Origin of the sequence: Fluviicola sp. (genome assembly GCF_039596395.1) — a bacterium.
In the GTDB taxonomy this organism is placed as follows: Bacteria; Bacteroidota; Bacteroidia; order Flavobacteriales_D; family Crocinitomicaceae; genus Fluviicola.
Genome location: NZ_JBCNJT010000005.1, coordinates 66,535 through 91,816 on the forward strand (window position 1 = coordinate 66,535; position 25,282 = coordinate 91,816).

At 44.0% G+C, this 25,282-nt stretch carries 23 protein-coding genes; 6 read left to right on the top strand and 17 right to left on the bottom strand.

Translation table 11 applies throughout. The annotated features are described in order from the left end of the window. Positions 1-4: 4 nt before the first annotated feature. From ABDW02_RS19735 to ABDW02_RS19805, 15 genes are all read right to left on the bottom strand, one after another. Positions 5-1,276, bottom strand: coding sequence for an adenylosuccinate synthase (locus ABDW02_RS19735; protein WP_343637716.1), 1,272 nt, complete (start codon positions 1,274-1,276; stop codon positions 5-7). Continuing rightward, positions 1,273-1,626, bottom strand: a complete 354-nt coding sequence (locus tag ABDW02_RS19740; RefSeq protein WP_343637718.1) for an STAS domain-containing protein — start codon at positions 1,624-1,626, stop codon at positions 1,273-1,275. Before ABDW02_RS19740 ends, ABDW02_RS19735 begins: the two co-directional genes overlap by 4 nt. Then, positions 1,626-2,081, bottom strand: coding sequence for a transcriptional repressor (locus tag ABDW02_RS19745; protein ID WP_343637720.1), 456 nt, complete (start codon positions 2,079-2,081; stop codon positions 1,626-1,628). The genes ABDW02_RS19740 and ABDW02_RS19745 overlap by 1 nt, the downstream gene beginning before the upstream one ends. A gap of 234 nt (positions 2,082-2,315) precedes the next feature. Further along, the gene (locus ABDW02_RS19750) at positions 2,316-4,526 is read right to left on the bottom strand and encodes a bifunctional (p)ppGpp synthetase/guanosine-3',5'-bis(diphosphate) 3'-pyrophosphohydrolase (RefSeq protein ID WP_343637721.1); all 2,211 of its coding nucleotides are present in this window, start codon (positions 4,524-4,526) and stop codon (positions 2,316-2,318) included. Positions 4,527-4,738: 212 nt separating this feature from the next. Further along, positions 4,739-5,470, bottom strand: a complete 732-nt coding sequence (locus ABDW02_RS19755; RefSeq protein ID WP_343637723.1) for an SIMPL domain-containing protein — start codon at positions 5,468-5,470, stop codon at positions 4,739-4,741. A gap of 94 nt (positions 5,471-5,564) precedes the next feature. Beyond that, positions 5,565-5,993, bottom strand: coding sequence for a hypothetical protein (locus ABDW02_RS19760; RefSeq protein WP_343637725.1), 429 nt, complete (start codon positions 5,991-5,993; stop codon positions 5,565-5,567). A gap of 142 nt (positions 5,994-6,135) precedes the next feature. Next, complete coding sequence (locus ABDW02_RS19765) at positions 6,136-6,570, bottom strand: lipocalin family protein (RefSeq protein WP_343637727.1); 435 nt, start codon at positions 6,568-6,570, stop codon at positions 6,136-6,138. Between the two features lie 129 nt (positions 6,571-6,699). Beyond that, a complete protein-coding gene (gene fahA / locus ABDW02_RS19770) occupies positions 6,700-7,980 on the bottom strand; it encodes a fumarylacetoacetase (RefSeq protein ID WP_343637729.1) in 1,281 nt (426 codons plus the stop codon). 70 nt (positions 7,981-8,050) lie between these two features. Continuing rightward, a complete protein-coding gene (locus ABDW02_RS19775; protein ID WP_343637731.1) occupies positions 8,051-8,698 on the bottom strand; it encodes an SGNH/GDSL hydrolase family protein in 648 nt (215 codons plus the stop codon). A gap of 110 nt (positions 8,699-8,808) precedes the next feature. After that, positions 8,809-9,585: a dienelactone hydrolase family protein gene (locus ABDW02_RS19780; RefSeq protein ID WP_343637733.1), complete on the bottom strand. Its 777-nt coding sequence runs from the start codon at positions 9,583-9,585 to the stop codon at positions 8,809-8,811. Between the two features lie 138 nt (positions 9,586-9,723). Continuing rightward, positions 9,724-10,764: a DUF4407 domain-containing protein gene (locus ABDW02_RS19785; RefSeq protein ID WP_343637735.1), complete on the bottom strand. Its 1,041-nt coding sequence runs from the start codon at positions 10,762-10,764 to the stop codon at positions 9,724-9,726. A gap of 79 nt (positions 10,765-10,843) precedes the next feature. Beyond that, on the bottom strand, positions 10,844-11,563 hold the full coding sequence (locus ABDW02_RS19790) for an aspartyl/asparaginyl beta-hydroxylase domain-containing protein (protein WP_343637737.1): 720 nt from the start codon (positions 11,561-11,563) through the stop codon (positions 10,844-10,846). Further along, complete coding sequence (locus ABDW02_RS19795) at positions 11,560-12,036, bottom strand: hypothetical protein (protein ID WP_343637739.1); 477 nt, start codon at positions 12,034-12,036, stop codon at positions 11,560-11,562. The genes ABDW02_RS19790 and ABDW02_RS19795 overlap by 4 nt, the downstream gene beginning before the upstream one ends. Before the next feature lie 185 nt (positions 12,037-12,221). Beyond that, entirely contained in the window at positions 12,222-12,584 is a 363-nt protein-coding gene (locus ABDW02_RS19800; RefSeq protein ID WP_343637741.1) for a methylglyoxal synthase, read from the bottom strand. A gap of 1 nt (position 12,585) precedes the next feature. Next, positions 12,586-13,569, bottom strand: coding sequence for a bifunctional phosphoglucose/phosphomannose isomerase (locus tag ABDW02_RS19805; protein WP_343637743.1), 984 nt, complete (start codon positions 13,567-13,569; stop codon positions 12,586-12,588). A 377-nt stretch (positions 13,570-13,946) separates the two neighbouring features. On the opposite strand from ABDW02_RS19805, the gene ABDW02_RS19810 reads away from it, so the two are divergent. From ABDW02_RS19810 to ABDW02_RS19835, 6 genes are all read left to right on the top strand, one after another. Continuing rightward, complete coding sequence (locus ABDW02_RS19810) at positions 13,947-15,242, top strand: glycoside hydrolase family 2 TIM barrel-domain containing protein (protein ID WP_343637745.1); 1,296 nt, start codon at positions 13,947-13,949, stop codon at positions 15,240-15,242. Next, a complete protein-coding gene (locus ABDW02_RS19815; protein WP_343637747.1) occupies positions 15,232-17,088 on the top strand; it encodes a hypothetical protein in 1,857 nt (618 codons plus the stop codon). The genes ABDW02_RS19810 and ABDW02_RS19815 overlap by 11 nt, the downstream gene beginning before the upstream one ends. Positions 17,089-17,091: 3 nt before the next feature. Next, positions 17,092-18,780, top strand: a complete 1,689-nt coding sequence (locus tag ABDW02_RS19820) for a hypothetical protein (RefSeq protein ID WP_343637749.1) — start codon at positions 17,092-17,094, stop codon at positions 18,778-18,780. A 3-nt stretch (positions 18,781-18,783) separates the two neighbouring features. Next, positions 18,784-19,767, top strand: a complete 984-nt coding sequence (locus ABDW02_RS19825) for a hypothetical protein (protein ID WP_343637751.1) — start codon at positions 18,784-18,786, stop codon at positions 19,765-19,767. After that, the gene (locus ABDW02_RS19830; RefSeq protein ID WP_343637753.1) at positions 19,748-20,995 is read left to right on the top strand and encodes a sugar-binding protein; all 1,248 of its coding nucleotides are present in this window, start codon (positions 19,748-19,750) and stop codon (positions 20,993-20,995) included. Before ABDW02_RS19825 ends, ABDW02_RS19830 begins: the two co-directional genes overlap by 20 nt. Positions 20,996-21,133: 138 nt before the next feature. Beyond that, positions 21,134-22,963 (top strand): discoidin domain-containing protein, encoded by a 1,830-nt coding sequence (locus ABDW02_RS19835; RefSeq protein ID WP_343637756.1) that lies wholly within the window; start codon positions 21,134-21,136, stop codon positions 22,961-22,963. On the opposite strand, the gene ABDW02_RS19840 is transcribed toward ABDW02_RS19835, so the two are convergent. Together ABDW02_RS19840 and ABDW02_RS19845 are read right to left on the bottom strand one after the other, a co-directional pair. Then, positions 22,958-23,965: a glycoside hydrolase family 16 protein gene (locus tag ABDW02_RS19840; RefSeq protein WP_343637758.1), complete on the bottom strand. Its 1,008-nt coding sequence runs from the start codon at positions 23,963-23,965 to the stop codon at positions 22,958-22,960. The two genes, ABDW02_RS19835 and ABDW02_RS19840, sit on opposite strands and share 6 nt — an antisense overlap. Positions 23,966-24,010: 45 nt before the next feature. Further along, positions 24,011-25,276, bottom strand: a complete 1,266-nt coding sequence (locus tag ABDW02_RS19845) for a T9SS type A sorting domain-containing protein (protein ID WP_343637760.1) — start codon at positions 25,274-25,276, stop codon at positions 24,011-24,013. Between the last annotated feature and the right edge of the window lie 6 nt (positions 25,277-25,282).

Genomic DNA, 25,282 nt, shown 5'->3' on the forward strand with positions numbered 1-25,282 from the left:
TCAATTATCTCGTTGCCAATGTTTGCTTACGGTCCGGACCAACCGATACAGTTGTTACGGGCACTTGCAAATGTTGTTCCAAATAGTTCACATAATTTTTCAACGCTTCCGGTGCATCTGCAAAAGAAGACAAACCTGTCAGGTCTTTGTTCCATCCCGGAACGTCTTCGTAAACAGGTTCAATCGTTACTCCGTCGATATCGTAAGGCATGTAATCTTGCTCTACTCCATCTACTTTGTATTTGGTGCATGCACGGATCGTATCAAATGTATCCAATACGTCTGCTTTCATCATAGCCAATTCGGTAACACCGTTGATCATGATCGCGTATTTCATTGCCGGAAGGTCAATCCATCCGCAACGGCGTGGCCTTCCTGTCGTAGAACCGAATTCTCTTCCTTCCTGGCGGATTTTCTCGCCCACTTCGTCTTCCAACTCGGTGGGGAAAGGTCCTGAACCAACGCGTGTACAATATGCTTTGAAAATCCCGATCACATCCCCGATTTTTGACGGAGCAATTCCCAAACCGGTGCACGTTCCTGCAGTAACCGTATTGGAAGAAGTCACGAACGGGTACGTTCCGAAATCGATATCCAGCATGGTTCCCTGTGCTCCTTCAGCCAAAATCTTCTTCCCGGCTTTCATCGCATCATTCAGGTATTGTTCGCTATCAACAGCTGTCAATCCTTTCAAAATGTCTATTCCTTCCATCCACGGACCTTCCAGTTCCGCCAAATCGTATTCAAATCCTTCGTAATGTTTCAACATGTTCAAATGCTTCTCCACCAAAGCATTGTATTTCTCTTTGAAAGAAGGCAGGAAAATATCTCCTACACGCAACCCGTTTCTTCCGGTTTTGTCCATGTATGTCGGGCCGATTCCTTTCAGCGTACTTCCGATCTTATTCTTTCCTTTGGAAGCTTCAGACGCCGCATCCAATAATTTATGCGTTGGCAGGATCAGGTGTGCTTTTCTGGAAACAACCAGGCGTTGCTTGATGTCAATGTTAAACGGTGCCAGCTTTTCCAATTCTTTTTGAAAAACTACCGGGTCGATCACCACTCCGTTTCCGATCAAATTAATCACATTTCCATGAAAAATTCCGGATGGAATCGTATGAAGTACATGTTTTACACCTTCGAATTCCAGTGTATGGCCGGCATTCGGTCCACCCTGAAAACGGGCAATAATGTCATATTGCGGAGTAAGGACATCTACAATCTTTCCTTTTCCTTCATCTCCCCATTGTAATCCTAAAAGAACATCTACTTTCATTTCACTTTATTAAATTTTGCCTCAACCTCATCTGTGGAATTGAAACAGCTAAAAATTTCGTCTAACTTGGATATTTCGAACAACTTTTTGACGGATGGCTGCAGGTTTACCAGCACACAATCCAATCCGGCTTTTCGTGATCTTGTTAAAATGCGTACAAAGAAATTCAACCCGGTACTGTTGCAGTATTCCAGTTTGGAGCAATCACATAATACAGCTTTCAAATCGGTAGCCAATGACTTTTCGATCGTGTCAAGTGCGTCTGCCAGGCCTTCGTCGGAAATAATTCTTCCTGAAATTTTGGCCAATACAAAATTCGATGACTTCGTTATTTCAAACTGAGCGCTCATTATTGATTTTGTTCATTCTCTTCGTTTCTAACTCCGTAGAAATAAAGCGAATGGTGTTGAATTTTAACTCCGAAAATTTCTTCGATCGTTGCTTTGATACTTTGAATGCGGGGATCACAAAACTCAATCACTTCGCCGGTATCGGTCAAAATAACGTGATCGTGCTGTTTGGATCCGTGAGATTTTTCAAATTGTGCCAGGTTCTTACCGAACTGATGCTTTCTGACCAGGTTACAAGCCAGCAATAGTTCGATGGTATTGTATAAAGTTGCCCTGGAAACCCGGTAATTCTGGTTCTTCATTTTGATATACAAAGACTCGATATCAAAGTGCCCCATGTAGTTATAGATTTCAGCCAGAATAGCAAAGCGCTCGGGAGTTTTCCGGTGCCCGTTCTGCTCCAGATATGCTGAAAAAATATTCCTTACCGTTAACTGCAGATCTTGTTGTTGCATCTGACAAAGTTGAAAGGGCAAAAGTAGTTATTTTTTTCTATTCAAGCACGATCAAAAATGCCCCTGCAAAGAAGTTTTCAACGAAACAGAGTGCTTTTTAACAGGATCGGCGAAAATCACCGCCGGCCACCCCGAAAAAACTCACACAACCTGCACCACCACTACTCAAATAGACACATGTCTATGCGTATTTTTTAGGAAGGAGGATCTTATGCCGAAACTCTCATCGACAAGCTAATCTTCCTTCGTATCGTAGCGCTCTACCCGCTTCACACCTTCTACCTGTTCGAACTTACGCATCAGTGTATCCAAATGTTCCGTATCGTAAACCAACACATGAATCTTCCCTTCAAACAAACCGTCATTCGCTTCAAACGAAATGGATTTCATATTCACGTTCAATTCTTTCGAAATGACTTCTGTGATCTTGTTTACGATTCCCACATCATCAATACCGATCAAACGGATAGCGGCTACGCGAGCCACCAGATCCTGGCTTCTCCAGCGCGCTTTGATACAACGGTAAGCCATTTTGGATTGCAAATGCTCGGCATTCGGGCAATTGTTACGATGGATCTTGATTCCTTCCGAAATGGTGATGAACCCAAAAATAGGATCTCCCGGAATCGGGTTACAGCAACGTGCCATCTGGTATTGGATGTTCTTGAAATCTTCCCCGATGATAATGGTATCGTCTTTCTTATTGATTTTCGGGTAAACATCCAGTTCGTGCTTGTCTTTGTTGGTAGCCGCTTTTTTCTCCGGCTGAAGCAAACCGTTCACATTTTCAAGTTCTCGCAATTTGGTAAGATCCACTTTCCCTTTAGCAATACGGATATAGAGATCCGTTGCAGAAGAAAATCCATAGAAGCGTTCCAATACCGTGATATTTTCCGACTTGAACCGGATGTGCAGTTGTTTGAATTTCCGCTCGAGGATTTCACGTCCGTCGGCTGCAATTTCCTTTCGCTCTTCGTTCAGTGCTGACTTGATCTTCTGACGTGCTCGTGCTGTTCCGGCCAAACGCAGCCAATCTTCGGATGGTTTTTGCTTGGCAGAAGTGATAATCTCCAACTGGTCGCCATTCTGCAGCTGGTAGCTCAACGGAACCAGGCGGTTATTTACTTTAGCGCCGATACATTTATTCCCGATATCGCTGTGAATGTCGTAGGCAAAATCCAGGATCGTAGCTCCAACCGGAAGCACACGCAAATCTCCTTTCGGGGTGAACACATAGATTTCTTCGTGGAACAGGTTCATCTTGAATTCCTCCACGAAATCCATTGCATTCACATCCGGATTTTCAAGCAAGTCGCGGATTTCTGAAATCCAGCGATCAAATTTACTGTCGTCTTTCTGATTTTCCTTATAGCGATAATGTGCAGCCAATCCTTTTTCAGCGATTTCATCCATGCGCTTGGTGCGGATCTGCACTTCCACCCATTTCCCCTGCGGAGACATCACCGTTGTATGCAGGGATTCGTAACCATTGGCACGCGGAGTGGAAATCCAGTCTCTCAAACGGTCCGGACTTGGCTGGTAAAAATCGGTTACTATGGAGTAAACACGCCAGCAATCTGCTTTTTCCATTTCGACCGGCGTATCCAAAATGATACGGATCGCGAACAAGTCAAACACCTCCTCGAAAGGCAGGTCTTTGCTTTGCATCTTTCTCCAAATGGAGGAAATGGATTTTGTACGTGCTTTGATGTCGAAATGGTAGCCTTCTTTATTCAGGGCTTCACGGATCGGGTTTACAAAACGGCGAATGAAACGGTTACGGACATCTTCCGTAGATTTCAGTTTCAGCTGAATATCCCTGTAAACTTCCGTTTCCGTATATTTCATTGCCAGGTCTTCCAATTCCGTTTTGATGGAATAAAGGCCCAGGCGGTGTGCCAAAGGAGCATACAAGAATTTGGTTTCGGAAGCAATTTTGATCTGCTTATCCGGAGCCATACTTTCCAGCGTACGCATGTTGTGCAAACGGTCAGCCAGCTTGATCAAAACCACACGCAAATCATCCGAGATCGTCAGGATCATCTTCCGGAAATTCTCAGCCTGGATCGATGTATTCTGGTCGAAAACATCCGGAATTTTGGTTAAACCGTCGATAATTCTGCGAGCCTTTTCTCCGAACAGATCTTCCACATCCTGCAAAGTGATGTGCGTATCTTCCACCGTATCGTGCAAAAGCGCACAAGCGATAGAAGTGGCTCCCAATCCCATTTCTTCGGCACAAATACGCGCCACGGCAATCGGGTGGTAAATATAAGGCTCACCGGATTTCCTGCGCATATCCTTATGCGCCTCTACTGCAACGTCAAAAGCTTTTCGAATGTAAGCAGTATCCTGGCGGGTCCTGTTCTTTGTCGCCCTTAAAAGTCCTTTAAAGGCGCTTAATATTTCCAGTCGTTCTTTTTCTAAATCTATCTGAGCTTCCATACCCAAGCGGAATCAATCATTTTAAAATACAAAAATAGCCGAAAATATCCCGTCTTTTTCATTGGTTTTAGGAAGTGTTAACAGTAGAACGTTAATTCAAGGAAAGATTCAAAAGTTAAAAAGGTCAAGGTTCAATGGAACCAAATTTAAGAGTTTCCAGATTTGAAACCCTTTGAATCAGCCACGGCTGAAACCTTTTGAACTCTTTAAACCTAGTTTACTTCGTATTTCAAACGGATCGTAATATTTGCTGTTTTCTTCTTGGAACTCGTGTTGAAATTTCCTCCCCAGGAAAATTGCTCAGAAGAGTTTTCTCCAGTGATCTGGAACACCCCCATATCGGCGGTTTTCAGTTCCCCAAGGCTTCCTCCCGCATTCAACGCAATCTTTTCTGCCCGGTTCTTTGCGTCTTTTGTTGCTGCTTCGATCATTTTCACTTTCAGCTGCGCCAATTTCGTGTAGTAATATTCCGGCGGAAAGGAATTCAACTCTACTCCGGCATCGATTAATTCGGTCACTTCACGGGAAACGTTCTCAACCATATCCACATTTTTCGACTGTACTTTCAGATTCTGAGTCAATTGGTATCCGTTAAAAACGGTGTTTCGCAACTGTCCGTTATTATCGTATTCATAAAAGAAATCCTTTTGAATATCGACCGCTTCGAAAATCAGTTCATCGGATTTAATACCCTTCGAAGACAAGTATTTGCGAATGGCCTGCTGGTCTCTGTTCAATTCACTGTAAGCTGTTTTCAGGTCGTAATTCTTTTTGGAAAAACTTCCTCTCCAAACAATCAGATCGCTGGTGAAATTCTCTTCCCCGGAACCTGTAACGCTTATTGCATCGGCTGTTTTGGAACGGTTCTTATACCCGTTTGCCAACAGAAATCCCGCAATAATCACTGCCAGCGCAATAATGACCGTATTCAAATGCTGTTTCATATCGGATTGGTTTTGATTCCAACTAATATAGGAAAAGTCCGTAAAAAAAGCCGTCCCTTTCAGAACAGCTTTTTTGGATCATTGATAAGACGTATCAGTCTCTTGTCAAGGTCATGGTGTATGTTTCTTTTTCGACCCCGTCTGTCTCCGTATATTCGATTTTGATTTTCTTTTTAGATTCTTCCAGAATCTTAAACTTCACTGTCGAGGAATTTTGTACCAGGGTTAATTCATCTCCGGAATTGGACCATGTTCCGGTGGAAATATCACTCTCACCATCTGCAATGAACGTCCAGGTATATGTTCCGTTTTTCTCAAACACAAAACTACCAGCATTGGTGTAAGTAAATGAATCATAGGGATAATAGGTTCCATTGTAATAATACTTGTATTCGTAGCTTTCCACATCCCACTTGCCATCTTTTCTAGCCAGGTTCTTTTCAATGCGTTTCTCTTTGGAGCAGCTTGCAAGTCCCATCGCAAAAACAAAGGCTAAAAACAGGATTCCGGTTACATTTCTCATAAATCGATTTAAAAATTTCCGGCAAAGTTACCTGGAAAAGCATATCGAAAAATGATTAGTTCTAAGCATTTTTTAGTAACTAAAAAATCCCGATTCCTTACATGAGGGACCGGGATTTCATTTATTAGAACTGGGACTATGGTTAATCCGCTCTTTCGAGGTAGTAAGTATACGTTTCTTTCTCTGCGGTGTCGTTATAGTAATCTGTTTCCTCCAGGGTCATTTTTCCCTTTTTCGGACCGCTCATAATTTTCATCACGGTCGTTTCGCCATTCGCAGTAATGGTAATGTTATCTTCCGAATTAGTCCAGGTCCCCGCACTTGCTTCAGGCGACCCGCTTAAAGTAATCGTCAGGACGCACGTTCCTTTTTTGTCGAACTCAATAGTTCCGGCATTCGGATAATTTTCAGAAAATCCCAACTCATTGTTTTGGTAATACTTGTAATCGATGGAAGTGATTTTCCATTTGCCGTCTTTTTTGATCAATTGCTTTTCAATGCGTTTCTCTTTGGAACAAGAACTGAAACCGATCAATAAAACAATAAGCAGGGAGAGAACTTTGGTGTACATTTTCATGGAACTGTGGATTAATTTTTGCCACAAAAGTACATTCCCGGTCAAACAAAAAAATCAACCTTTCGGTGGATTTTCAGGCATAAAAAAACGCCAACCAACCGGCTGACGTTTCCTTATATCCTGGTGAAATTAATTCTTAGCAGGTAAAATCTTCCCGGAAACTTCTCCGAAACCGATGCGAACACCGTCTTTGGAAGAGAATCCGCGCATAATGACATTGTCACCGTCCTGGATGAATTTACGCTCTGTTCCGTCGTTCATTTTCAATGGTTTTGTTCCTTTCCACGCCAATTCAAGCATTGATCCGTAAGAATCAGGTGTCGGACCGGAAATTGTTCCCGAACCCAGCATATCCCCGCAGCGGATATTACACCCGTTTACCGTATGATGTGCCAATTGCTGCGCCATGTTCCAGTACATGTATTTGAAGTTGGAAGTACAGATTTTGGTTTCCTCGCCGTTTTCGGGCTCAATGTACACTTCCAGTTGAATATCGTAGGATAATTGTCCTTCGTATTTTAAGTAGGAAAGCACTTCCGGATCTTGTTTCGGCCCGTCCACTTTAAACGGCTGAAGTGCATCCAGGGTCACAATCCACGGAGAGATCGAAGATGCAAAGTTTTTCGCCAGGAATGGCCCTAGCGGAACGTATTCCCAGGTTTGAATATCGCGTGCCGACCAGTCGTTAAACAACACCATCCCGAAAATGAAATCTTCCGCTTCTTCGGTAGAAATGGATTCTCCAAGCGGCTTTCCGTCAAATGTAATGAATGCCGTTTCCAATTCGAAATCCAGGTTTCTGCAAGGAGCAAAAATCGGTGGTTCTTCCGGATTCGGTTTGATCTGTCCTTTCGGGCGCACAACCGGTTCTCCCGAAATAATGATGGAGCTCGATCTTCCGTGATATCCCACAGGCAACCACAACCAGTTCGGCAATAAGGCATTTGCAGGGTCGCGGAACATCATTCCTACGTTCGTAGCGTGCTCACGGCTGGAATAAAAATCCGTGTAATCTCCGATTTGTACCGGCATACACATCTTCACGCTTTCAACCGGAAGCAATACCTGTGCAACATGCTGTTCGTTTTGCTGCAAATCCGGCTGGTTCACGTCAAACAATTTGGACAAGCGGTTTCTCAAATCACGCACTGCCTTTTTTCCTTTTTTCATCATCGGGTTCAATGAATCCGTATCGAAATCACTCAACTCGAAAGGCAAATTCTCCAAATAACCCAATACATGCAATGTTTTCAAATCGATCACTTTATCTCCGATACGGGAAGCTACATGCGGTTTTAAATTTTCGCTTCTAACGACTCCAAAAGGAATATTCTGAATGGGAAAATCTGAATTTGAAGGAACTTCTATCCATGATTTCAAAGCAGGATTATTTGCAGGAATTTGTGACATTTCTTTGATTTTTTAGAGAAACAAAGATAAGACTTTAGACAAAACCTGGGAGGGACGAAAAATTTTTCGCCTACTTTAAAATCTCTTTCACCCAGAGCCCGTACATTTTCGCACTGGGATGCAAACCGTCTTCAGCTACCAAATCCGGTTGGGCGATTCCTTTTCTTGAAATTTCGGTGATGTTTACATACTTCAGCTGCAACGAATCCGCAATGCGCTTATTGGAAGCATTAAACTGGTTGATGCGCCCCGAAATACGTTCCTGATCCGGTTTTCCATAAGGAGTGTATCCGTAATCCGGGATGGAAACCACCACTACCCGTTTCTTTTTATTTCCGGCAAGTTCTATAGACTTCTTACATAAAAGTTTGAAATCGCGTTCGTATTCCTGCAAGGACCTTCCCTGGAATTCATTGTTCACTCCGATCAGTAAGGTGACCAGGTCGTATTCTTTTTTCAGTTGAGCGGATTCAATGGCAGTCATCAACTGATCGGTACGCCAGCCGGTTCGCGCAATAATCACAGGGCTTTCGATTTCTTTTCCTTTTTTACGGATCGAATCGGCCAGTTGATACGGGAAATTTTCGGATGTGGGAACACTTTCCCCGATCGTATAAGAATCTCCCAATGCCAGGTATGACATGCCTTTTTGGGAAGTTGAACATGCGGCCAATGATAAAGCCATCACGAATCCAACGGTATTTCCGGTCCATTTCATGATTCAGATACGTATTGCAGGGATTTCAGGTTTTCTATGAACCCGAAAAATATCAAAAAAAGAGCCGGGACTTCATCAATCCCGGCTACTGGCTCTATATTCTTTCGGTTTTATTTCACCTTCGCCTTCATAAACTTATTAAAGTCGATCCAGCTTTGCTTATCCGCTGCTTCGTTATAGGAAATCGGCATGGAAAATTTCTTCCCGACTTCCGTTGAATGCGGATTAGTGAACGCGTGCGTGGCGTCCGGGTAATTGATAAAAGTCATGTCAGCACCTGCTTCGGTCATTTGTTTTTTAAATTCTTTGATGCTTTCATCGGAAACAAATGAATCGGCAGCACCGTTACACACTAAAACGGCTGCTTTCAATTTGCTTTTGTCTAAAGGAATTCCATCCAGGTTTCCGTGAAAGCTAACCACTGCATCTACCGGCGCTCCTTTTTTAGCGGCATTCAAAACTACCGAACCACCAAAGCAATAACCGATTGCAATGATTTTCGAAGCATCCACTCCCTGGATCTTCAGTGCTTCATTGTAGCCTGCCATAAATCTTCCGTAGGAAAATTCCGGGTCGCGGTAAAATGGCATGGCCAAAGCTTGTGCATCCTGCGGATTTTTCGCCACTTTTCCGGTTCCATACATATCGATACAGAAACCGATATTTCCTTCTTTGGCAATCTGAAGCGCTCTTTCTTTCGGGTATTCGTTCAATCCCCACCATTCATGAACGATCAGAACAGTTTTTGTTTTCTTGCTGACTTTTAAAGGTTTCGCGTAAAATGCCGTGAATTGTTGTCCGTTGATGGAGTAATTGACAGAATCCAATACTTGTGAGAAAGCGGATCCCGTGATAGAAAGCACTGCTAAAAGAATGAGTTGTTTCATGATCTGATTTTTTGACTATTTTGAACCTAAAGATAGTTCATTGCAAAAAATGATCAATTATCACTATCATAATTATCAAGAGTTTTTTCGTTCTTCCATTTAAAAACTCTTGATAATTGATCATTCCTCCGTTGATAATCAGATCAACTCGCGTTCCTTCTCTCTGAACTCCTTTTCAGATTCAAGCGTCGAAACATTCGTTTCAAAATCATCCCGTAAAGCCACTTTGGTATCATAAGCGCCCGCAGGCATAAACAGCTTACTGATGATCGGGATTAGTTCGAACAAGGTTAAAATCACCATCAACAAATAATACTGGTTTTGAAGTCCGTGTGTTTTGTCTTTGTCAAACAGGGATTGAAGTGCTTCTTTCTTAATCAGGAAACCTTTTCCATCGAGTGTTTTTTCGAAATCGGCAACACTTTTGGTCACCTTGGTGTTGATCTCATCCAATTCCGTCGTGATTTTTTCCAATTCCGTTTTTGAATTCTTTTGCAGCTGATCCAGGTCGTTTTTCGCGATTAAGTAACCATTTTGCTTGGCTTTTGCAATTCCAGCAATACCAAATTTTCCGGATCCACCCGTTCCGTCAATTTCTTTCAGATAATCATTTTGCTTTTCGACCGCCAAATCGCTTTTTTGCTTCAACTCATCGTCCAGTTTCTTTTTATTGGCCAATAATTCGTCTTTGCGCGATTGGTAAACCTGCTCTACTTCGATTTTTTTCTCTGCCAGTTTTTTATCCAGTAAAATAGGAATTTCGCGGTCTACATCGGAACTGAAAATAAACAGAATGATTGGCTGTGCGAGGAAAGCACCGATACACAATGCCATAATCACCCGCAATCCGATTGCTACAATATTGGTTCGTTTCTTATTGATGGAGGAAACCAGCACGCGGTCGATAGAAAGTACAAAACCTCCCATAAAAATCCCCAGTGAAATGAACAGGAACGGAGAATCCGAATTTGTGCTCCAGAAATATCCCCAGGCCAGAGTAGCGTACAACCAGGTGAAAAGCATCGCAGATCCCAGGATTTTGTAGCGGTTTCTGTCTACCGTGCAATCCTGGATCAATTCTTTGATTGCCGTGGAAAACCACCACAGCACTTCAGACATCTGATCTCTTTCGGGTTCGGAGTCTTTTTTTCGTTTTGTTTCAATTGTGTTTTCTGCCATGCTGCCGTTTATTCCGAATAAAGTCAGCAAACATACTTCAGTTACAAAAGCGAATCTTTTTTTTAATGATTTTTGGGATTTAACTCCATCTTTTTAGCTTCCTTTCAAGCTCTTCAATGATCGGATGGCCAGCCATTTGCGGGTTATTTTTCAGTTCTTCCAGCATGCGAATAATTGTTTCATCCGAAAGTTCTTCTTCCCCGTTAGCTTCAAAACTGGATTCGGGAGCCAAAGCGAAAAAAAGTTCGTCTGTCCAGGCATTCCGTTCCCCGTCGATGACCAAATGCACCCGGTCGACTGTTCCGCGGTTTGCCACCGAATGTACCAGATTCACATTCGTATACCAGCATTCACCGGGAAGCATCGTCAAACGTTCGCCATCCAGAATAAATTCAACGTCGGGGTTGGTGACAATCGGAATATGCAGGCGGAATTGTCCGTCTTCGTATCCCAGTTCGTGATCGGTGTGCGGTTTTATTTCCGCACCTGCTTCCAGTCTGAGTAAACGCACGGAAAGTACCGGGAATTGAAAGGTATCCAGGATTTCCTTAAAATAGCCGCATTGCTTCATCATGGGAGTTTCGGAAAGTTCCGAATGATCCGGTGAGAGCGCAAAAATGTTTTGTTCGTTCCCGTTTTTCGCATACAGTGAAACGGCGTTCCAGTTCCCGGTATATCCGCCCGTATTGAAATGCGGGATCCATTGCGATTCCATTGCTTGCGAAAGGTCTTCCACCAAACGCTGCTCGTCGAATTGCAAGGGGAACTTTAAGTATTTCGTGATTTCTTTTTTAATCATCTCAGCCATTTTATTAAGTCCGGAAAAGGTTTGATTCCATTTTTCTCCGTGGTGGTACACAATCCCATCCATTCCAGTAAAGGAAGTCCGATATAATTTTCAGCTGCAAATTGCTGAATGAGCCACCCTGATTCTTTTTTGTAGCCTTCCGGATGAAAAACCACTTCCGGTTCCAGTTCCAAATGCTTCAAAGCAGCAAAAGACCATAAGATTGCAGCCAGTTCATCTCCATCGACGGGCCAGGCAGGATCCATTTCTGCCGTTCCGATCAACGGGCGCAAATGTGCTTCCGTAACTGCAATGTGTCCCGCTTCATGAAGCAAATCTCCCGGAAATTTCAATTGTTCAGGATCCATCAGAATAGAATTTCCACGGATCATCAAACCCGGCAGAAAGCAATTATCCGGCAACGTCGTTTCAATAACCGGAATTCCTATGTGATTTAGAAACTCAATGATTTTACCTGATTCCATGACTGTGTGAATAGCATTTTACAGGCTGAAAATAAGGAAAAATATGTTCGAAGCTAAAAAGTAAAAGTACAAAACCGTAAGAGTTCCTAAAACCGGCAAGCAGGACATTCTGCTGATGCAGAACATCCTATCGTTTAATTTTAAGCCGATTGATCTGGACTAGTCGGTTTCGTCATTGAAATTATTCAACAATCCTGGAATAGCAGCGTAGCCGTTGCCGGATTGGTTGCCAAAGGTATATCGTGGACATCACACAAACGCATCAGCATAAAAATATCGGGTTCGTGCGGGTGCTTTTCAAGCGGGTCGCGGAAAAAAATCACCATCTGACACTTTCTTTCTGCCACACGGGCAGCAATTTGTGCATCTCCTCCTTTTGGACCGGAAAGGTACTTGGTGACTTGGAATCCGGCCTTTTCAACTTTCGAACCGGTTGTTCCTGTTGACACGAGTGTGATTTCATTTTTATGAAGAATATCTCTTTGTTCATTCAGGAATTGCACCATTTCGGCTTTTTTTCCATCATGAGCGATAATTGCTATTTCCATCTTACTGAATTGATTTTGCCAATGAATCTTTCAAATAATCGATTACTTTCACTTCAATTACGTCTATGCCTTTTTCTTCTGCCAGAAAGTAAGACAACCAATCAAACAAATGAACCAGGAACAAGCTTTGCTCTACCAGGTCGGTTCCTTCAGCAAACACTTCAATGCTTTGAGCTTTTTCCCGGACAAGCGCTGAAGTAATATCCAAACGCTGTTTGTTGCGGATGTATTCCAGAGAACTGCGCACCACAATTACGAACAGATTGGCTTTCGAATTTGCCCAACCTACGATTTCATTGTGGTTCATTTCAGGAATGACATTGTAATTTGCCAATTCCTTCCCGTTTTCATTGATTTGCTGGCAGGCACGCAGTAAAACCGGTGCGAACTGGTCTTCACTGTAAAACAAAATCTGCTTCCCGGAAGCCTGCTCCAAAATGGTTTTTGCCAGCCGCGTTATCCCTGTTTCCTGGGAGCGGATCAGCTGAATGCTATTCAGGATACTCTTTTTAATGGAGGTCGTGGTTAATTTCAATTGCTCGAAAATCTCTACCAATTGTACCAACGGGTAAGCCAATGCCGCTCTCGGAGGAAGTCCACCGGGAACTTTGATCCATTGGAATCCTTTTGACTGCGCCATTTGTTCCAATTCACCTCCTCCGGATATCGCCAGAATAAATGCTTCCCGGCTCAAGGCTTCCTGCACGGTTGTCAATGTTTCTTCGGTGTTTCCGGAATAGGAGCAAGCAATAACCAGCGTGTTCTTACCAACATATCCCGGAAGTATATATCCGTGACAAACCTCCACAGGAACAGAAACAGAACTGCGGACCCATTGTTTGACAATCTCACCGCCAATCCCGGACCCGCCTAAACCGCAGATTACGCAGCTGGTAATTTCCCGGTCGGCCTTTAGTTCGTACTTATTGGAAATGTGAATGGACTCTTCTAACTGAGATGAAAATCCATCGATTAATTCTTTCATTTTCATGTATTATACTTTATTTGTTCGTTCGAAAAAACAGTTTCACTCTTCTTAAAAAGTGAAGATAGTATTTTAATTTTAGTTTTTGTAATAAATACCAAAAGTAAATTCAAAAAACAGGAAGAGAAATCCTGATTTTTAGCATTATTAACAATCGATCTGAAAAAAATGTTAAAAAAAAATCAAATTGAAAAACGCCGTCATTTCTAGTGTTTCAGCAAAATTCCAGCGAACAGGCTTGTTAATTTTTAGTGCTGGTTGTTTTTCTAGTTAAAAAAACTCTATTATTGTAATAGTTACAATATCTTTATATGCTATTAATCCTATTGTTACTAATACACTTACGTTTTAACGTTAAACTACTTAGTACGCCCTTCATGATACTAGCCTTTAGTGCTGGTGCGCAACCGTCAAAGGTCACCCTGTCAGAAAACCAGGGCGCCTGGAAATTACTGGTCGACGGAAGTCCTTATTATATAAAAGGAGCCGGCGGATCTTCCCAATTGGAAGAACTGAAACAAATCGGGGGAAATACCATCCGAACGTGGAGCGTTGATAATGCCCAGGAGATCCTGGACGCAGCTCAGAAAAACGGCCTGAAAGTCATGATGGGACTTTGGGTTCAGCACGAGCGCCACGGATTCGACTACGACAATGAGGCCCGTGTAAAATCCCAACTGGAAACTTTTCGCAGATCTATTAAAAAGTTCAAAGATCATCCGGCTCTGCTTATTTGGTGCGTCGGTAACGAATACGAACTGAACTACACCAATCCGAAAGTATGGGGAGCTGTCAATGACATTGCCCGGATGATCCATCAGGAAGATCCAAATCACCCGGTAGCAACTGTAACTGCGGGTACAAACGATGAAAAACTGTCGTTTGTGATGAACGAACTGACGGAAGTTGACATTTACGGCATCAATACATACGGCGATATCGGAAATGTTCACAAAGTCCTGGAAAAAGGAAATTACAAAGGACCTTACATGATTACGGAATGGGGCCCGACAGGACACTGGGAAATCCTGAAAACGATGTGGGGAACTTCCGTTGAACAGACCAGCACCGAAAAGGCAACCACTTACCGCGAACGCTATGAAAAGTATATTGCAGCATATCCTCAGCAGTGTATCGGTTCCTTTGCTTTCCTTTGGGGACAGAAACAGGAATATACCAGCACCTGGTATGGTTTATTTACCGAAGACGGAAAACCGACGGAAGCAGTCGATGAGTTGCAGCACTCCTTCACAGGCAGTTACCCCGAAAACCGCGCTCCGACTATCGACAGTATTCTTTTCTCCGGAAAAAGCCAGCTTCTCGACCTGGTACTGGAACCCGGAAGCAAACAAAGCGTTGAACTTTTTGCCTCCGATAAAAACAAAGATGTCCTGAATTATAACTGGGAATTGTACCCGGAAAGTACCGACCTCAAAACAGGTGGAGACACCGAAGGCAAACCACCGATCATTTCCGGGCGGATCAAAGGCCGGAAAACCAATAAAATTGTGCTTCGGACACCCATGACTGAAGGACGGTACCGGCTTTTCGTATTCATTGACGATGGTCAGAAAGTGGCTTACATGAATATTCCTTTTTACGTGGAAGCCACCACCGGACAGATTAGCAAAATGCAATTAAAAAAACAAAAACTTGAACCGATTGAATACTAGAATACTACTTATCTGGAGTATCTTCCATTTGGTTGCAGCAACTGCTTTTGGTCAATCCAGACCAGATTCAAGTATGTTTAAACCGGACAACGGAGGATCAGACCCCAAGAAATTCCTCAAGGGATTATCGAACATTTCTGTTTCGGGGTATTACCGCTTTTTGGCTTGTTATTCAACCATGGCGAAACAATATCCGGAAATGGGGAAAGTAAACAACCGCCTGTTTATCGGTGATGACAGTAACTTGCCCCAATTAAGCTTAACACTTAGTGTTACTCCGACCAAAAACACGTCCATTTCTACCGACTTGTACTTATGGACTCCCCTGACCGGAAGCGAAAAAGACTATGTAAAAGGACTTTTGCTGGGGATGAACCTATACGGATCACACTCAACCGAGTACGGAACATTCGGTGTAAAAACCGGAGGTATTCACTGGGTAAGATTAAGTCCGCTGACCTTCGCTTCCAACACCGGATATAACCGGTACAGTATTTTTGAACGGAATCCGTGGGACCCGAACACCAAGAAATCCTTTGAGCGCTACGAAACGTTCTACAAAAACGGTGCATTGACACAAGATGTACGCTGGGGACAACAGGCTTTCCAGGGTGTCATTGTAGACGGTGTGGATTTACCTCAGAACTTTTCCTTTATTGCCATGCACGGAAAATCGCAGCTGAACGGAGGAACACCCCTTATTCCGAATACCCTGACAGGAGGAAGAGTTCAAAAGAACTTCGGGAACTACTACGTGAGCCTGAATGGCTTGTACAGCAAAACCTATTCCGACAGTCTGAACAGAAACACGGTTGGTTTTAATTTGTACACCAGTGAATTTGATGTGGACCTGTACAAAGACAAATTAACGCTTAACGGCGAGGTTGGTGCCGGGAATTATTTTTCACCGGATGCAACCGGAAAATGGGGCGAAGCTTTGGATGTAAGGCTGAAATTCAGCGAGCAATTAACGCATTTCCCGATTGAAGTGAGGTATTTCCGCATCAGCCCGAATGTATTGAACAACAACGGTATTTTCTGGAACACTTCCATTTACGAATATCAAAACCCAACTGCAACAGCCGTTGCCGGTGGTGGGCAGAGTCCCCTTCTCTTCCCTTTTTCAAGCTCATTGACAAACATCGGTCAGATGACCAATAACCGCCAGGGGCTTATTCTGAACACAGATTTGAAGTTCGGACGGAACAAAGTAACCATCGGTTACAGCGCTGCGGGCGAGATTACCGGAGTTTCCAACAAAATCACTTACGGCCACCCGGCCAACAGTCTTGCATTGTCGCGTTTTTGGCGCTGGGGCTTCCCCACGAATGTCGGTCCTTACGGAAACATCAGTAAGGTTTACCGCAGTGTTTACGAAACCATGTACATCACCGATTCGATCAGCGCAAAAGGATTTAACTCCATTGAAATCAGCTACAAAACTTACTTCAAATTATTCAACCGTCAATTGATGGTCTTTTACCTGGGTGGGTTCCATTCTGTTCAGCGCCATGCTTCTGCCATTCCGCAATTCTCAAAAAAATCCTATTTGCAAAGCTATAACAACCAGTTAGAGTTTTACTACGCGCTATCAGACCGGATTACCATCTGTAATTATTTTGGTTTCGACCGCATTTTCGGGGGGATCAATACACAGCGGGACACTGTTTCCGACGCACCCAAAAATCAGATGGGAATGAGTTATTCCCTTGGCCTGGACATCCAATTGGCACGGAACACCGGATTATATGTCCGCCACCGGTGGATGAGGTACCAGGATTTCAGTTATTCCCTGGATACTTACAAAGGAATGGAAACAACAGTTGAATTAAAAATCTTTTTCTAAAATATGAAACGTATAGCTCTTTTATGTGTGATTACGCTGTTCACCTCTCAGTTATTTGCTCAAATTGGAAAGAAAGTCCAGTTTGTAGGTGGAGCACGATCCTTACTCGCTCATTCTGATTTCCATTCGGCAGATGACACCGTTACCGCACCGAAACGAACGGGCGGATATGCCTTGCTGGACCTGGGTTTTAAAATCAATCCGAATGAGGCAACCGAAATTCTGGGCATGGTACGTATCCGGAATGATTTCGGCGGATTCTGGGGAGGCGGTGTAAGCTTCGATGTACGTCAGTTATATGTACGCGGAGTTGTTGCCGACATCGTACGCTACCAAATCGGGAATATTGATTACAAGCTAACGCCGTATACCTTCTACAATCACAACCCGGATATGCTGGTTCCTAACACCGGGACCATGGGAATCAAAGAAGGCGTGGTGAATTACGAATCGTTCTACAGAAACCACACCTGGCGTCAGCAGGGAGCTTCTGTTAATTTTGCGCTGCAATTCCCGAAAGTTGTCAAGGAAATTGAGTTCAACGGGTTCATTACCCGGTTAAATCCAAGCAGTACAAATGTATTGGAACGTTTGTTCGGTGGAGGAAATGTTGTTTTCAAGCAAAGCAAATACTTCGATCTGGGCGTGAATTACGTAAGTATTTTCGACCTTAAGGGAACGGCGCTGGACAGCAATGTGTATGCCAATAGTGTGACTTCTTTCACGTATGACCTGCGTTTACCGAAAGAAAAGTTTGTTGTGGGAATTGACGGAGAATCCGGTTTTTCAAGAACGCAGCAAAGCTTATTCCCGGAAAAAGACCTGAACGATTACTTTGTTCATGCCCGTGCTTATTTCAACCTGACTAAAAAAGATTTGAAACTGGATTTAGGCTATATGAATAACGGGGCGGATTTCAGAAGTTTCGGGGCACAATCCAAACGTGTAGATTACTCGCTGTTAAACAATTTCTACAACCGGTATACCAATCAGCAGATCATTCGCCCGGTATCCATGTTTGACCTCTACAACGACCCGATGCTTTACAACAAAGGAATTACTGCCGGGATCATGAATTACAATCCGGTAATAAACAATGTACTTCCTTACGGAATTGCTACGTTTAACCGCCAGGGAGGATATTTGGGAATCAGCTATTCGGATCCTAAAAAGATCATCGAAACCAACGGAAAATTCTATTACCTGTCGGAAATCCGCGGACAGGGAACAACCAATCTTCGTAAATTTATGATGGGGCAAGCGAATGCAAGCCTGCATATCGAAAACCTGGCAGGATGGAAAAAGAAATTGGTCGTGAACGCCGGTGTTTGCTACCAAAACACTTCACGCAGCGGTGAACTTGTTTTCCAGCAGGTAAAACTCAATTCAACCACGCTGAGTGCAGGAATTGAAGGCGAAATCATCAAAAAATTATTCCTGATGGGAAATGTAATGATGGTTCAGGGAAAAGGAAACGAGCAGTCTCCGGTTCGTGACGCCGACGGAGTGATTATTAACTACACACCGTTTAACGTGAACGGCATGGAAACCAATATTTCCGGAGGAATCCGGTTTGATTTCTCGGATAAAATCCTTTTTGCAGTTTTATACGAATATAACCAAAACAACTTTGTGGTAAATAACCCTTACCAGTACAAGCAATTATCCATCCTTTACGTTATGAAATTTTAAGCGATGAAAAAGTTAACATTCTTACTAATTACAGGAACACTCCTACTGTCTGCCTGCCGCAAAAAAGAAGCCGGCAAAATGGACGGACCGGATCTGAATGATATTTACGGTACGTTTGAAGTAGTAACCACTCTGGCCGCGAGTCAGTCCAGTGTGGATTTCAGTGCCGGCCAATCGGTGTATTTCACCTGCGAAACATCTATCATCAAAGAATGGACGATTTCCATTACCGGGCAAACGAGCGGTGCCAATAAAATCATTACCGGAACAGGAAAAGTATTGGATATTTCGAATGCTACCTGGAACGGAAGCACCACCAATTTCCCGATGTTCAAAGCAGAAACCTGTGATGTGATGCTGACCTTTGCCGGAGAAGCGGATACTTTGCACACCACTGTGACTGTGACAGCACCGAAAACCAATCCGGGATTTCTGATCGCCGATTTTGAAACCGGGTGGAACAGCGGATGGAGCACATTCATCCAATCGGGGGCCAACATGGATTTCAACATTAAGACAGACGGAACAGCACCGCAGGCCGATTCCTACTACAACATGCAGGGAACCGTAAACTGGGACTGGCTCATCGGATTGGTTGACTTTAAAGCTTCTGCTTACGGAAGCCCTACTCTTCCTTTGACGGACAATGCCGGAAACCTGTACTTCAATGTCTTGATCTATGGTGCGTCGGGTTATCCGAACAGTCTGGTATTACTTCGTTTTGATGAAGATGAAAACCAAAACGGAACCTTTACAGACGCTTCCGAAGACCAATACAGCCTGGAAGTACCTGTGAATTGGGTCGGATGGAAACTGGTTTCCGTGAAATATTCAGACCTGGAAGGAACAGGGAACGGAAATGGTGTACACAATCCCGACAGATTAAACAAAGTAAGTGTGCTTCACCTGGCTAACCCTACATCCGGTTTTGCCAAATCGGGAATTGATTACTTAATTTTTACAGAAAATGCGCCACTCAACCCTTAATATATTCCTGATCCTCCTATCCGTAATTTCCCTTGGACAAACGTTTGCCCAGGATACTTTGATATTGGATGAAGTGGAGGTTTACGGAAAAAAAGCGGGGTTCAAGAAAGTCAAACTCTACGACGGAGCATTTGAAGAAGATGAAAACATCCGCGGATATACCCAGCTGGATATTTTCAACGGAAGCTTAACGGACTTTTGGACTTCTGAAGGAAAAGAATGTATTAGCGGATCATTGTCTAACCAGGACGGGCCTTACCTGGACCTTAAATGGAACAAAGACCAGAATGGGTGCGATTGGGTTGGAATGGGCTTTGGATGGGACAACTGGGCCGGAAAAGATATTTCTTATGTGATTGACACCCTGTCCATCGAAATGCTGGTAAAATGCAAGGAAGGTGCAGTTAAAAACTTGCCCTGGGCATTGTGCCTGGAAGATTATTCGGGCGGACAGGCATGGATCGGATTTATGAATTCGTTCATTCAGGCGGAGGCAATCTCCGATAAATGGACAAAAGTGAAAATTCCCCTTTCCTTATTTCCCTTCCGGGATTACGACGTGAATACCACCAGTATCAAACAATTCATGATCCAGGTTTTTGCATCCGGGACCCTTCAAATCAAGTACATCAAACTGGTTCCTTTTTCCGGTAAACTGAAAGAACAAGTAGCCGCCCCGAAAATGAATATCCGGACAGATGGCGATCTAAGCGATTGGACAGAGCCGTTCACACCATTTGGCACCAACAACTCATTTAGCGTTGCATATTCGGATAGCCTGCTCTACTTTGCAGTAAAGGTACAGGATGAAAGTCCCCGTCAAAACGGACAAACCGAAGGAAATCTCTGGAACGGTGACGCCATTGAGATCGCCTTTTCAACCAACGCTTCGGCAGATCCTAAACGCAAATTCCTCTTGTTGAGCGACCAGCATATCGGTATCAATTGCGGTACCGATTCATATCTGTGGAACTGGAAACTCAACCAGGTCATCAAAGAAGGGAAAGTGGCATTCCAGTCAACACCTGAAGGCTACCAATTGGAATGTCAGATTCCACTGCGTTTGTTCCGCAATTTTGTTCCGGCTAAAGGCATGAAAACCGGCCTGGAAGTGGTGGTCGACAAAGGAAACAAATCAGGGCGGCAGCTCCAGGAAAAATGGAACAGTAAAAGCCAGGAAGGCTTTAATTCCAACCCTTCCCTGTGGGGAACACTGGAATATCACTAAAACACTGATTTACAGTCAAATTATTCACACATTAATCCGATAATTATTTGGAAAGCATAATATAAAACACTAATTTTGAATAAGTTATGGTACTTTTTACAATATTTAGTTCTGTAACGAAGTAAAACCTCTACACTTATGAAGTATTTTGTTCTTCTTCTGGCTTTCACAGGTGTGATGTATACCCGTTCGTATGCACAGTATCAGGTTTCGGGAAACGCCGCGGCTTTAAATCCCGACACCTTTTTGCTTACACCTGATGCTCCCTGGCAAAACGGGGCTGTCTGGTATAAATTGAAACACAATTTCAACTCCGCTTTTTCCATCACCGGAAGCATGTTTTTCGGCGACTTCGATGACGGAGCAGACGGAATTGTCTTCGTGATCCAGAATAAATGCCTGGTTGCAGGTACTGCCGGAGGTGGAATCGGATACCAGAACTTTCCGGGATATTCACTCGGTGTAGAATTTGATACCTACCAGAACATCGGAGCACCTTCAAACGACCCGGTATACGATCACGTGGCCATTTTACGCGACGGAAGCATCGATCACTTAACCAACCTGGCAGGCCCAGTTCAGATGGATGCAGCAGCTGCCAACGTGGAAGACAACAACTGGCATTCTTTTCAGATCACTTACAATCCCGCTACAACGACCCTGAATGTCTATTTCGGGGGAAACCTGCGCCTCTCTTACAACATTGACATTACCGGCAACATTTTACACGGAGACGACTATGCATATTGGGGATTCACATCCGCAACCGGTGGAAGCTGGGCAGACAACCGAGTTGCTATTACCTCGGTTACCGCTTTAACACTCGATGACCGGACTATTTGTGCCGGTACGCAAAGTGTTAGTTTAGCACCTTTGGATGCCGTTAACGTGGCATTCAATCACCCGGCAACAGCAAGTTCCGTTGAAGGGCCCTTTGTCGCGGCAAATGCATTTGACAACAATTTGGGAACACGCTGGTCGAGTGCTTTTTCCAATCCACAATGGATCACCGTAGATCTGGGCGCACCAACTGATATAGACAGTGTGGTGCTGTATTGGGAAGGCGCTTACGGAAGTGAATACATTATCCAAACCTCTATGGACAATGTTACCTGGACCGATCAATACCATGAATATGCCGGAAATGGCGGCATAGATAAGATTTATTTCACTGGTACCGGCCGTTATGTTCGTATGTATGGTTTGCAGCGCGGAACACCTTACGGCTTTTCCCTGTGGGAATTTGAAGTATACAGTACGCCGCAATACGCCTGGTCACCGAATGACGGTACGGTGAGTGACACCACCAGTGCCAATCCTACTTTCAGCCCTACAACTACTACAACTTACACCTTAACAATCCCTGATCCGTGTTTGGGACAAACGCAGCTTAGTTTTACCATTACGGTTGATTGCACTCCATTACCGATCGAATTGCTGTATTTTGACGGCGTTCTGAACGACCGGCAAATTGATCTGTTCTGGACAACAGAAAATGAGATCAATAACGACTATTTTATCGTGGAGCGTTCGGTGGATGCTCTGAATTGGAGTGCAATCGGTCATGTTGACGGGGCCGGGAATTACAGCGGTCTGCTGGACTACATGCTGATAGATACGGATATCGACTGGATGGTTGCGGGTTATTATTACCGGTTGATCCAGGTGGATTTCAATGCCAATTCTTCCACTTCCAATATGATTTTTATCCCTTTAGACAGGGATTTCGGAAACGACATGATTCTTTTCCCGAATCCGGTTGTATCGGGACAATACCTTCACGTGGTCGGGATCAATGCTGAAACAGACGCTTTCTTCATGTACGATGTATCCGGTAAGCAGGTGATTGATGATGTATCTACCGTGCACGTTTCCAAAGATCATTTGCTGGTAAACGTTTCACAACTGGCAACAGGATATTACCTGGTACGTTGTGGAAAACAACAGGGCAAATTCATGAAATTATAATTCATAAACCCTTACCCAATCCACAAATACGGAGCAGGGAAATTTAGCGGCATCGCTGATCGGGCCTCCGTAGGTATTTTTGCTTCCTCCTACTCCGGCACTTAGAATGATGTACATGTTGTGCTCGTAAGGATGCCATTCCGGGAAATGATTGGAGTATTCGGAAACTCCTGTTCTTTTACCGTTGATTTCTTCAATGGCATCTTCATTTTCACCGTCTTTAGCAAAATTCAGCGTTGCTCCGTCGTTCAGGTAATGGATGTGATACACTGTCGAATCCACGAAAAACTCAATGCGGTCCTGATACCAGTTGATACCATAATCATGGAATCCCCAGCTGCCGGCGATGGTATCATTTTTTGCAGGAGGATAATTGCCGTACCCGGGTTCTGACGGGTTTGGTACCTCCTGATCCTTGAAACTGTAGTAAAATCCCTGGTGCGCGTGGTTCCAGGATTGCCATTCATTGTTCTCATAAGACCAGGCATAATGCACACTTCCCAAATTGTGGAAAGGAATCGACCCCACATATTCCATGATATCGATTTCTCCGCCCTGCGGCCACATCATGTGTTTTTGTCCGACCGGTTTTTCATCCGGCAGCATCCAGAAGGCGAAACCCTGCCCCATTGATTTTACATCGCGGGCGTAAACACGTGCAACAATCTTATGTCCCGGACCCCAGGAAGCCTTTCCCTTGGTATTGATGCGCCCGCTGGTATACTTCCTGTCCATAAACTCTTCAGCGCGCGTGGTAATGACCAAACAGCTGGAATCGGCACCTTTCACTCCTTTTTTGATAGCCACATTCTGTTTCCGGTCCGTGGCCCGGTCCAGCTGCCCCGTTCCCCAATCACCGTTCACTCCTGTTCCGGTCTCAAAATTCCACACGGAAGTATCAATCTTATTCGAGTTGAAGTTTTCTTCCCAAACCAATTTTCCGGGTTGGGCATACATCACAAATGCCGGAAAAAGCATTGCGATTAAAGAACCTGTTTTCATGCTGTTATCGATTTTTAGCTAAAACCTAATATCCTTTGCAGGCAATTAGTCTTTGATAAATGTCTTTGTTTGAATAATTCCCTGGCTGGTTGTAATTTGTATAAAATACAGGCCGTTTTCCAGGGAAGAAACAGCCACATTGGTTTTATCGCCCTCCAGGACCGGTTTTCCGGCCGCGTCGAGTATCTGGAAATGCGCAACCGATTTATCACCTCTGATCTGCATGCTCGTATTCGCCGGATTGGGAACCAGTGTAAAATCCGGAGTAACAGCTATTTCTGCAATTGTAGCTGTATTCGGTTGCTCTGTGGAATAAACCTTTACCCAATCAATGAAGATTGAGCAGGGAAAGTCTGCATTCGATTGGATCGGACCGCCATATGTATTGGCACTTCCTCCGACACCTGTACTTAAAATCAGGTACATCTGGTGTTCAAACGGATGCCATTCCGGAAAATGATTGGAATATTCGGATTCTCCAACCCGTTTTCCTCCGATAACGGAAATGTCAGACTCATCCTGTCCATCCAGTGCAAACTCGGAACCGTCCTCGAAATAATGAATGTGATAAACCGTGGAATCGATAAAAAATTCGATGCGATCGTCGAACCAATCAATTCCGTAGTCATGAAATGCCGAACTGCCTGCAAACATTGCTCCCAAAGGCGGTGGATAATTGCCATATCCGGGCTCCGAAGGATCCGGTACCTGCTCTGTTTCATAACTGTAGTAAAATCCCTGGTGCGCATGGTTCCAGGATTGCCATTCGTTGTTGGCCCAGTCGTAGGCATAGTGAACGCTTCCCAGGTTGTGATAAGGAATTGCTCCTACATATTCCATAATGTCAATTTCACCGCCCTGCGGCCACATGATGTAATTCGTATCTGCCGGCGTTTCATCCGGAAGCATCCAAAAGGCAAAACCCTGCCCCATAAAACGGACATCTTTGGGCTTTACCCGCGCAACAATCCGGTGTCCGGGCCCCCAGGAAAATTTACCTGCTGTATTGATCCTTCCGCTGGTATATTCCCTATCTATGTAATTTTCCTTGCGGGAAGTAAGGACCAAACAAGATCCGGAAGCGCCCGAAACAGTGTCCGTTATCGAAATATTTTCCGGCCTGTCCGTTGCCCGGTCAATCTGCCCCGTACCCCAATCTCCGTTTACTCCTGTACCGGTTTCAATCGTCCATTTGGAGGTATCCAAAACCGGATTGTTAAAATCATCCTGCCAGACCAGGTAATAATTCTGAGTATAGGCCTGACCAAACTGAAAAATGCAGGCGATCACGAGGAAAGGACGCAAATACATATTTGA

Excerpts from the sequence above, each read along its gene's own strand:
- ABDW02_RS19735 (WP_343637716.1), bottom strand. The coding sequence starts at position 1,276 with ATGAAAGTAGATGTTCTTTTAGGATTACAATGGGGAGATGAAGGAAAA.
- ABDW02_RS19740 (WP_343637718.1), bottom strand. The coding sequence starts at position 1,626 with ATGAGCGCTCAGTTTGAAATAACGAAGTCATCGAATTTTGTATTGGCC.
- ABDW02_RS19745 (WP_343637720.1), bottom strand. The coding sequence starts at position 2,081 with ATGCAACAACAAGATCTGCAGTTAACGGTAAGGAATATTTTTTCAGCA.
- ABDW02_RS19750 (WP_343637721.1), bottom strand. The coding sequence starts at position 4,526 with ATGGAAGCTCAGATAGATTTAGAAAAAGAACGACTGGAAATATTAAGC.
- ABDW02_RS19755 (WP_343637723.1), bottom strand. The coding sequence starts at position 5,470 with ATGAAACAGCATTTGAATACGGTCATTATTGCGCTGGCAGTGATTATT.
- ABDW02_RS19760 (WP_343637725.1), bottom strand. The coding sequence starts at position 5,993 with ATGAGAAATGTAACCGGAATCCTGTTTTTAGCCTTTGTTTTTGCGATG.
- ABDW02_RS19765 (WP_343637727.1), bottom strand. The coding sequence starts at position 6,570 with ATGAAAATGTACACCAAAGTTCTCTCCCTGCTTATTGTTTTATTGATC.
- fahA (WP_343637729.1), bottom strand. The coding sequence starts at position 7,980 with ATGTCACAAATTCCTGCAAATAATCCTGCTTTGAAATCATGGATAGAA.
- ABDW02_RS19775 (WP_343637731.1), bottom strand. The coding sequence starts at position 8,698 with ATGAAATGGACCGGAAATACCGTTGGATTCGTGATGGCTTTATCATTG.
- ABDW02_RS19780 (WP_343637733.1), bottom strand. The coding sequence starts at position 9,585 with ATGAAACAACTCATTCTTTTAGCAGTGCTTTCTATCACGGGATCCGCT.
- ABDW02_RS19785 (WP_343637735.1), bottom strand. The coding sequence starts at position 10,764 with ATGGCAGAAAACACAATTGAAACAAAACGAAAAAAAGACTCCGAACCC.
- ABDW02_RS19790 (WP_343637737.1), bottom strand. The coding sequence starts at position 11,563 with ATGATTAAAAAAGAAATCACGAAATACTTAAAGTTCCCCTTGCAATTC.
- ABDW02_RS19795 (WP_343637739.1), bottom strand. The coding sequence starts at position 12,036 with ATGGAATCAGGTAAAATCATTGAGTTTCTAAATCACATAGGAATTCCG.
- ABDW02_RS19800 (WP_343637741.1), bottom strand. The coding sequence starts at position 12,584 with ATGGAAATAGCAATTATCGCTCATGATGGAAAAAAAGCCGAAATGGTG.
- ABDW02_RS19805 (WP_343637743.1), bottom strand. The coding sequence starts at position 13,569 with ATGAAAGAATTAATCGATGGATTTTCATCTCAGTTAGAAGAGTCCATT.
- ABDW02_RS19810 (WP_343637745.1), top strand. The coding sequence starts at position 13,947 with ATGATACTAGCCTTTAGTGCTGGTGCGCAACCGTCAAAGGTCACCCTG.
- ABDW02_RS19820 (WP_343637749.1), top strand. The coding sequence starts at position 17,092 with ATGAAACGTATAGCTCTTTTATGTGTGATTACGCTGTTCACCTCTCAG.
- ABDW02_RS19825 (WP_343637751.1), top strand. The coding sequence starts at position 18,784 with ATGAAAAAGTTAACATTCTTACTAATTACAGGAACACTCCTACTGTCT.
- ABDW02_RS19830 (WP_343637753.1), top strand. The coding sequence starts at position 19,748 with ATGCGCCACTCAACCCTTAATATATTCCTGATCCTCCTATCCGTAATT.
- ABDW02_RS19835 (WP_343637756.1), top strand. The coding sequence starts at position 21,134 with ATGAAGTATTTTGTTCTTCTTCTGGCTTTCACAGGTGTGATGTATACC.
- ABDW02_RS19840 (WP_343637758.1), bottom strand. The coding sequence starts at position 23,965 with ATGAAAACAGGTTCTTTAATCGCAATGCTTTTTCCGGCATTTGTGATG.
- ABDW02_RS19845 (WP_343637760.1), bottom strand. The coding sequence starts at position 25,276 with ATGTATTTGCGTCCTTTCCTCGTGATCGCCTGCATTTTTCAGTTTGGT.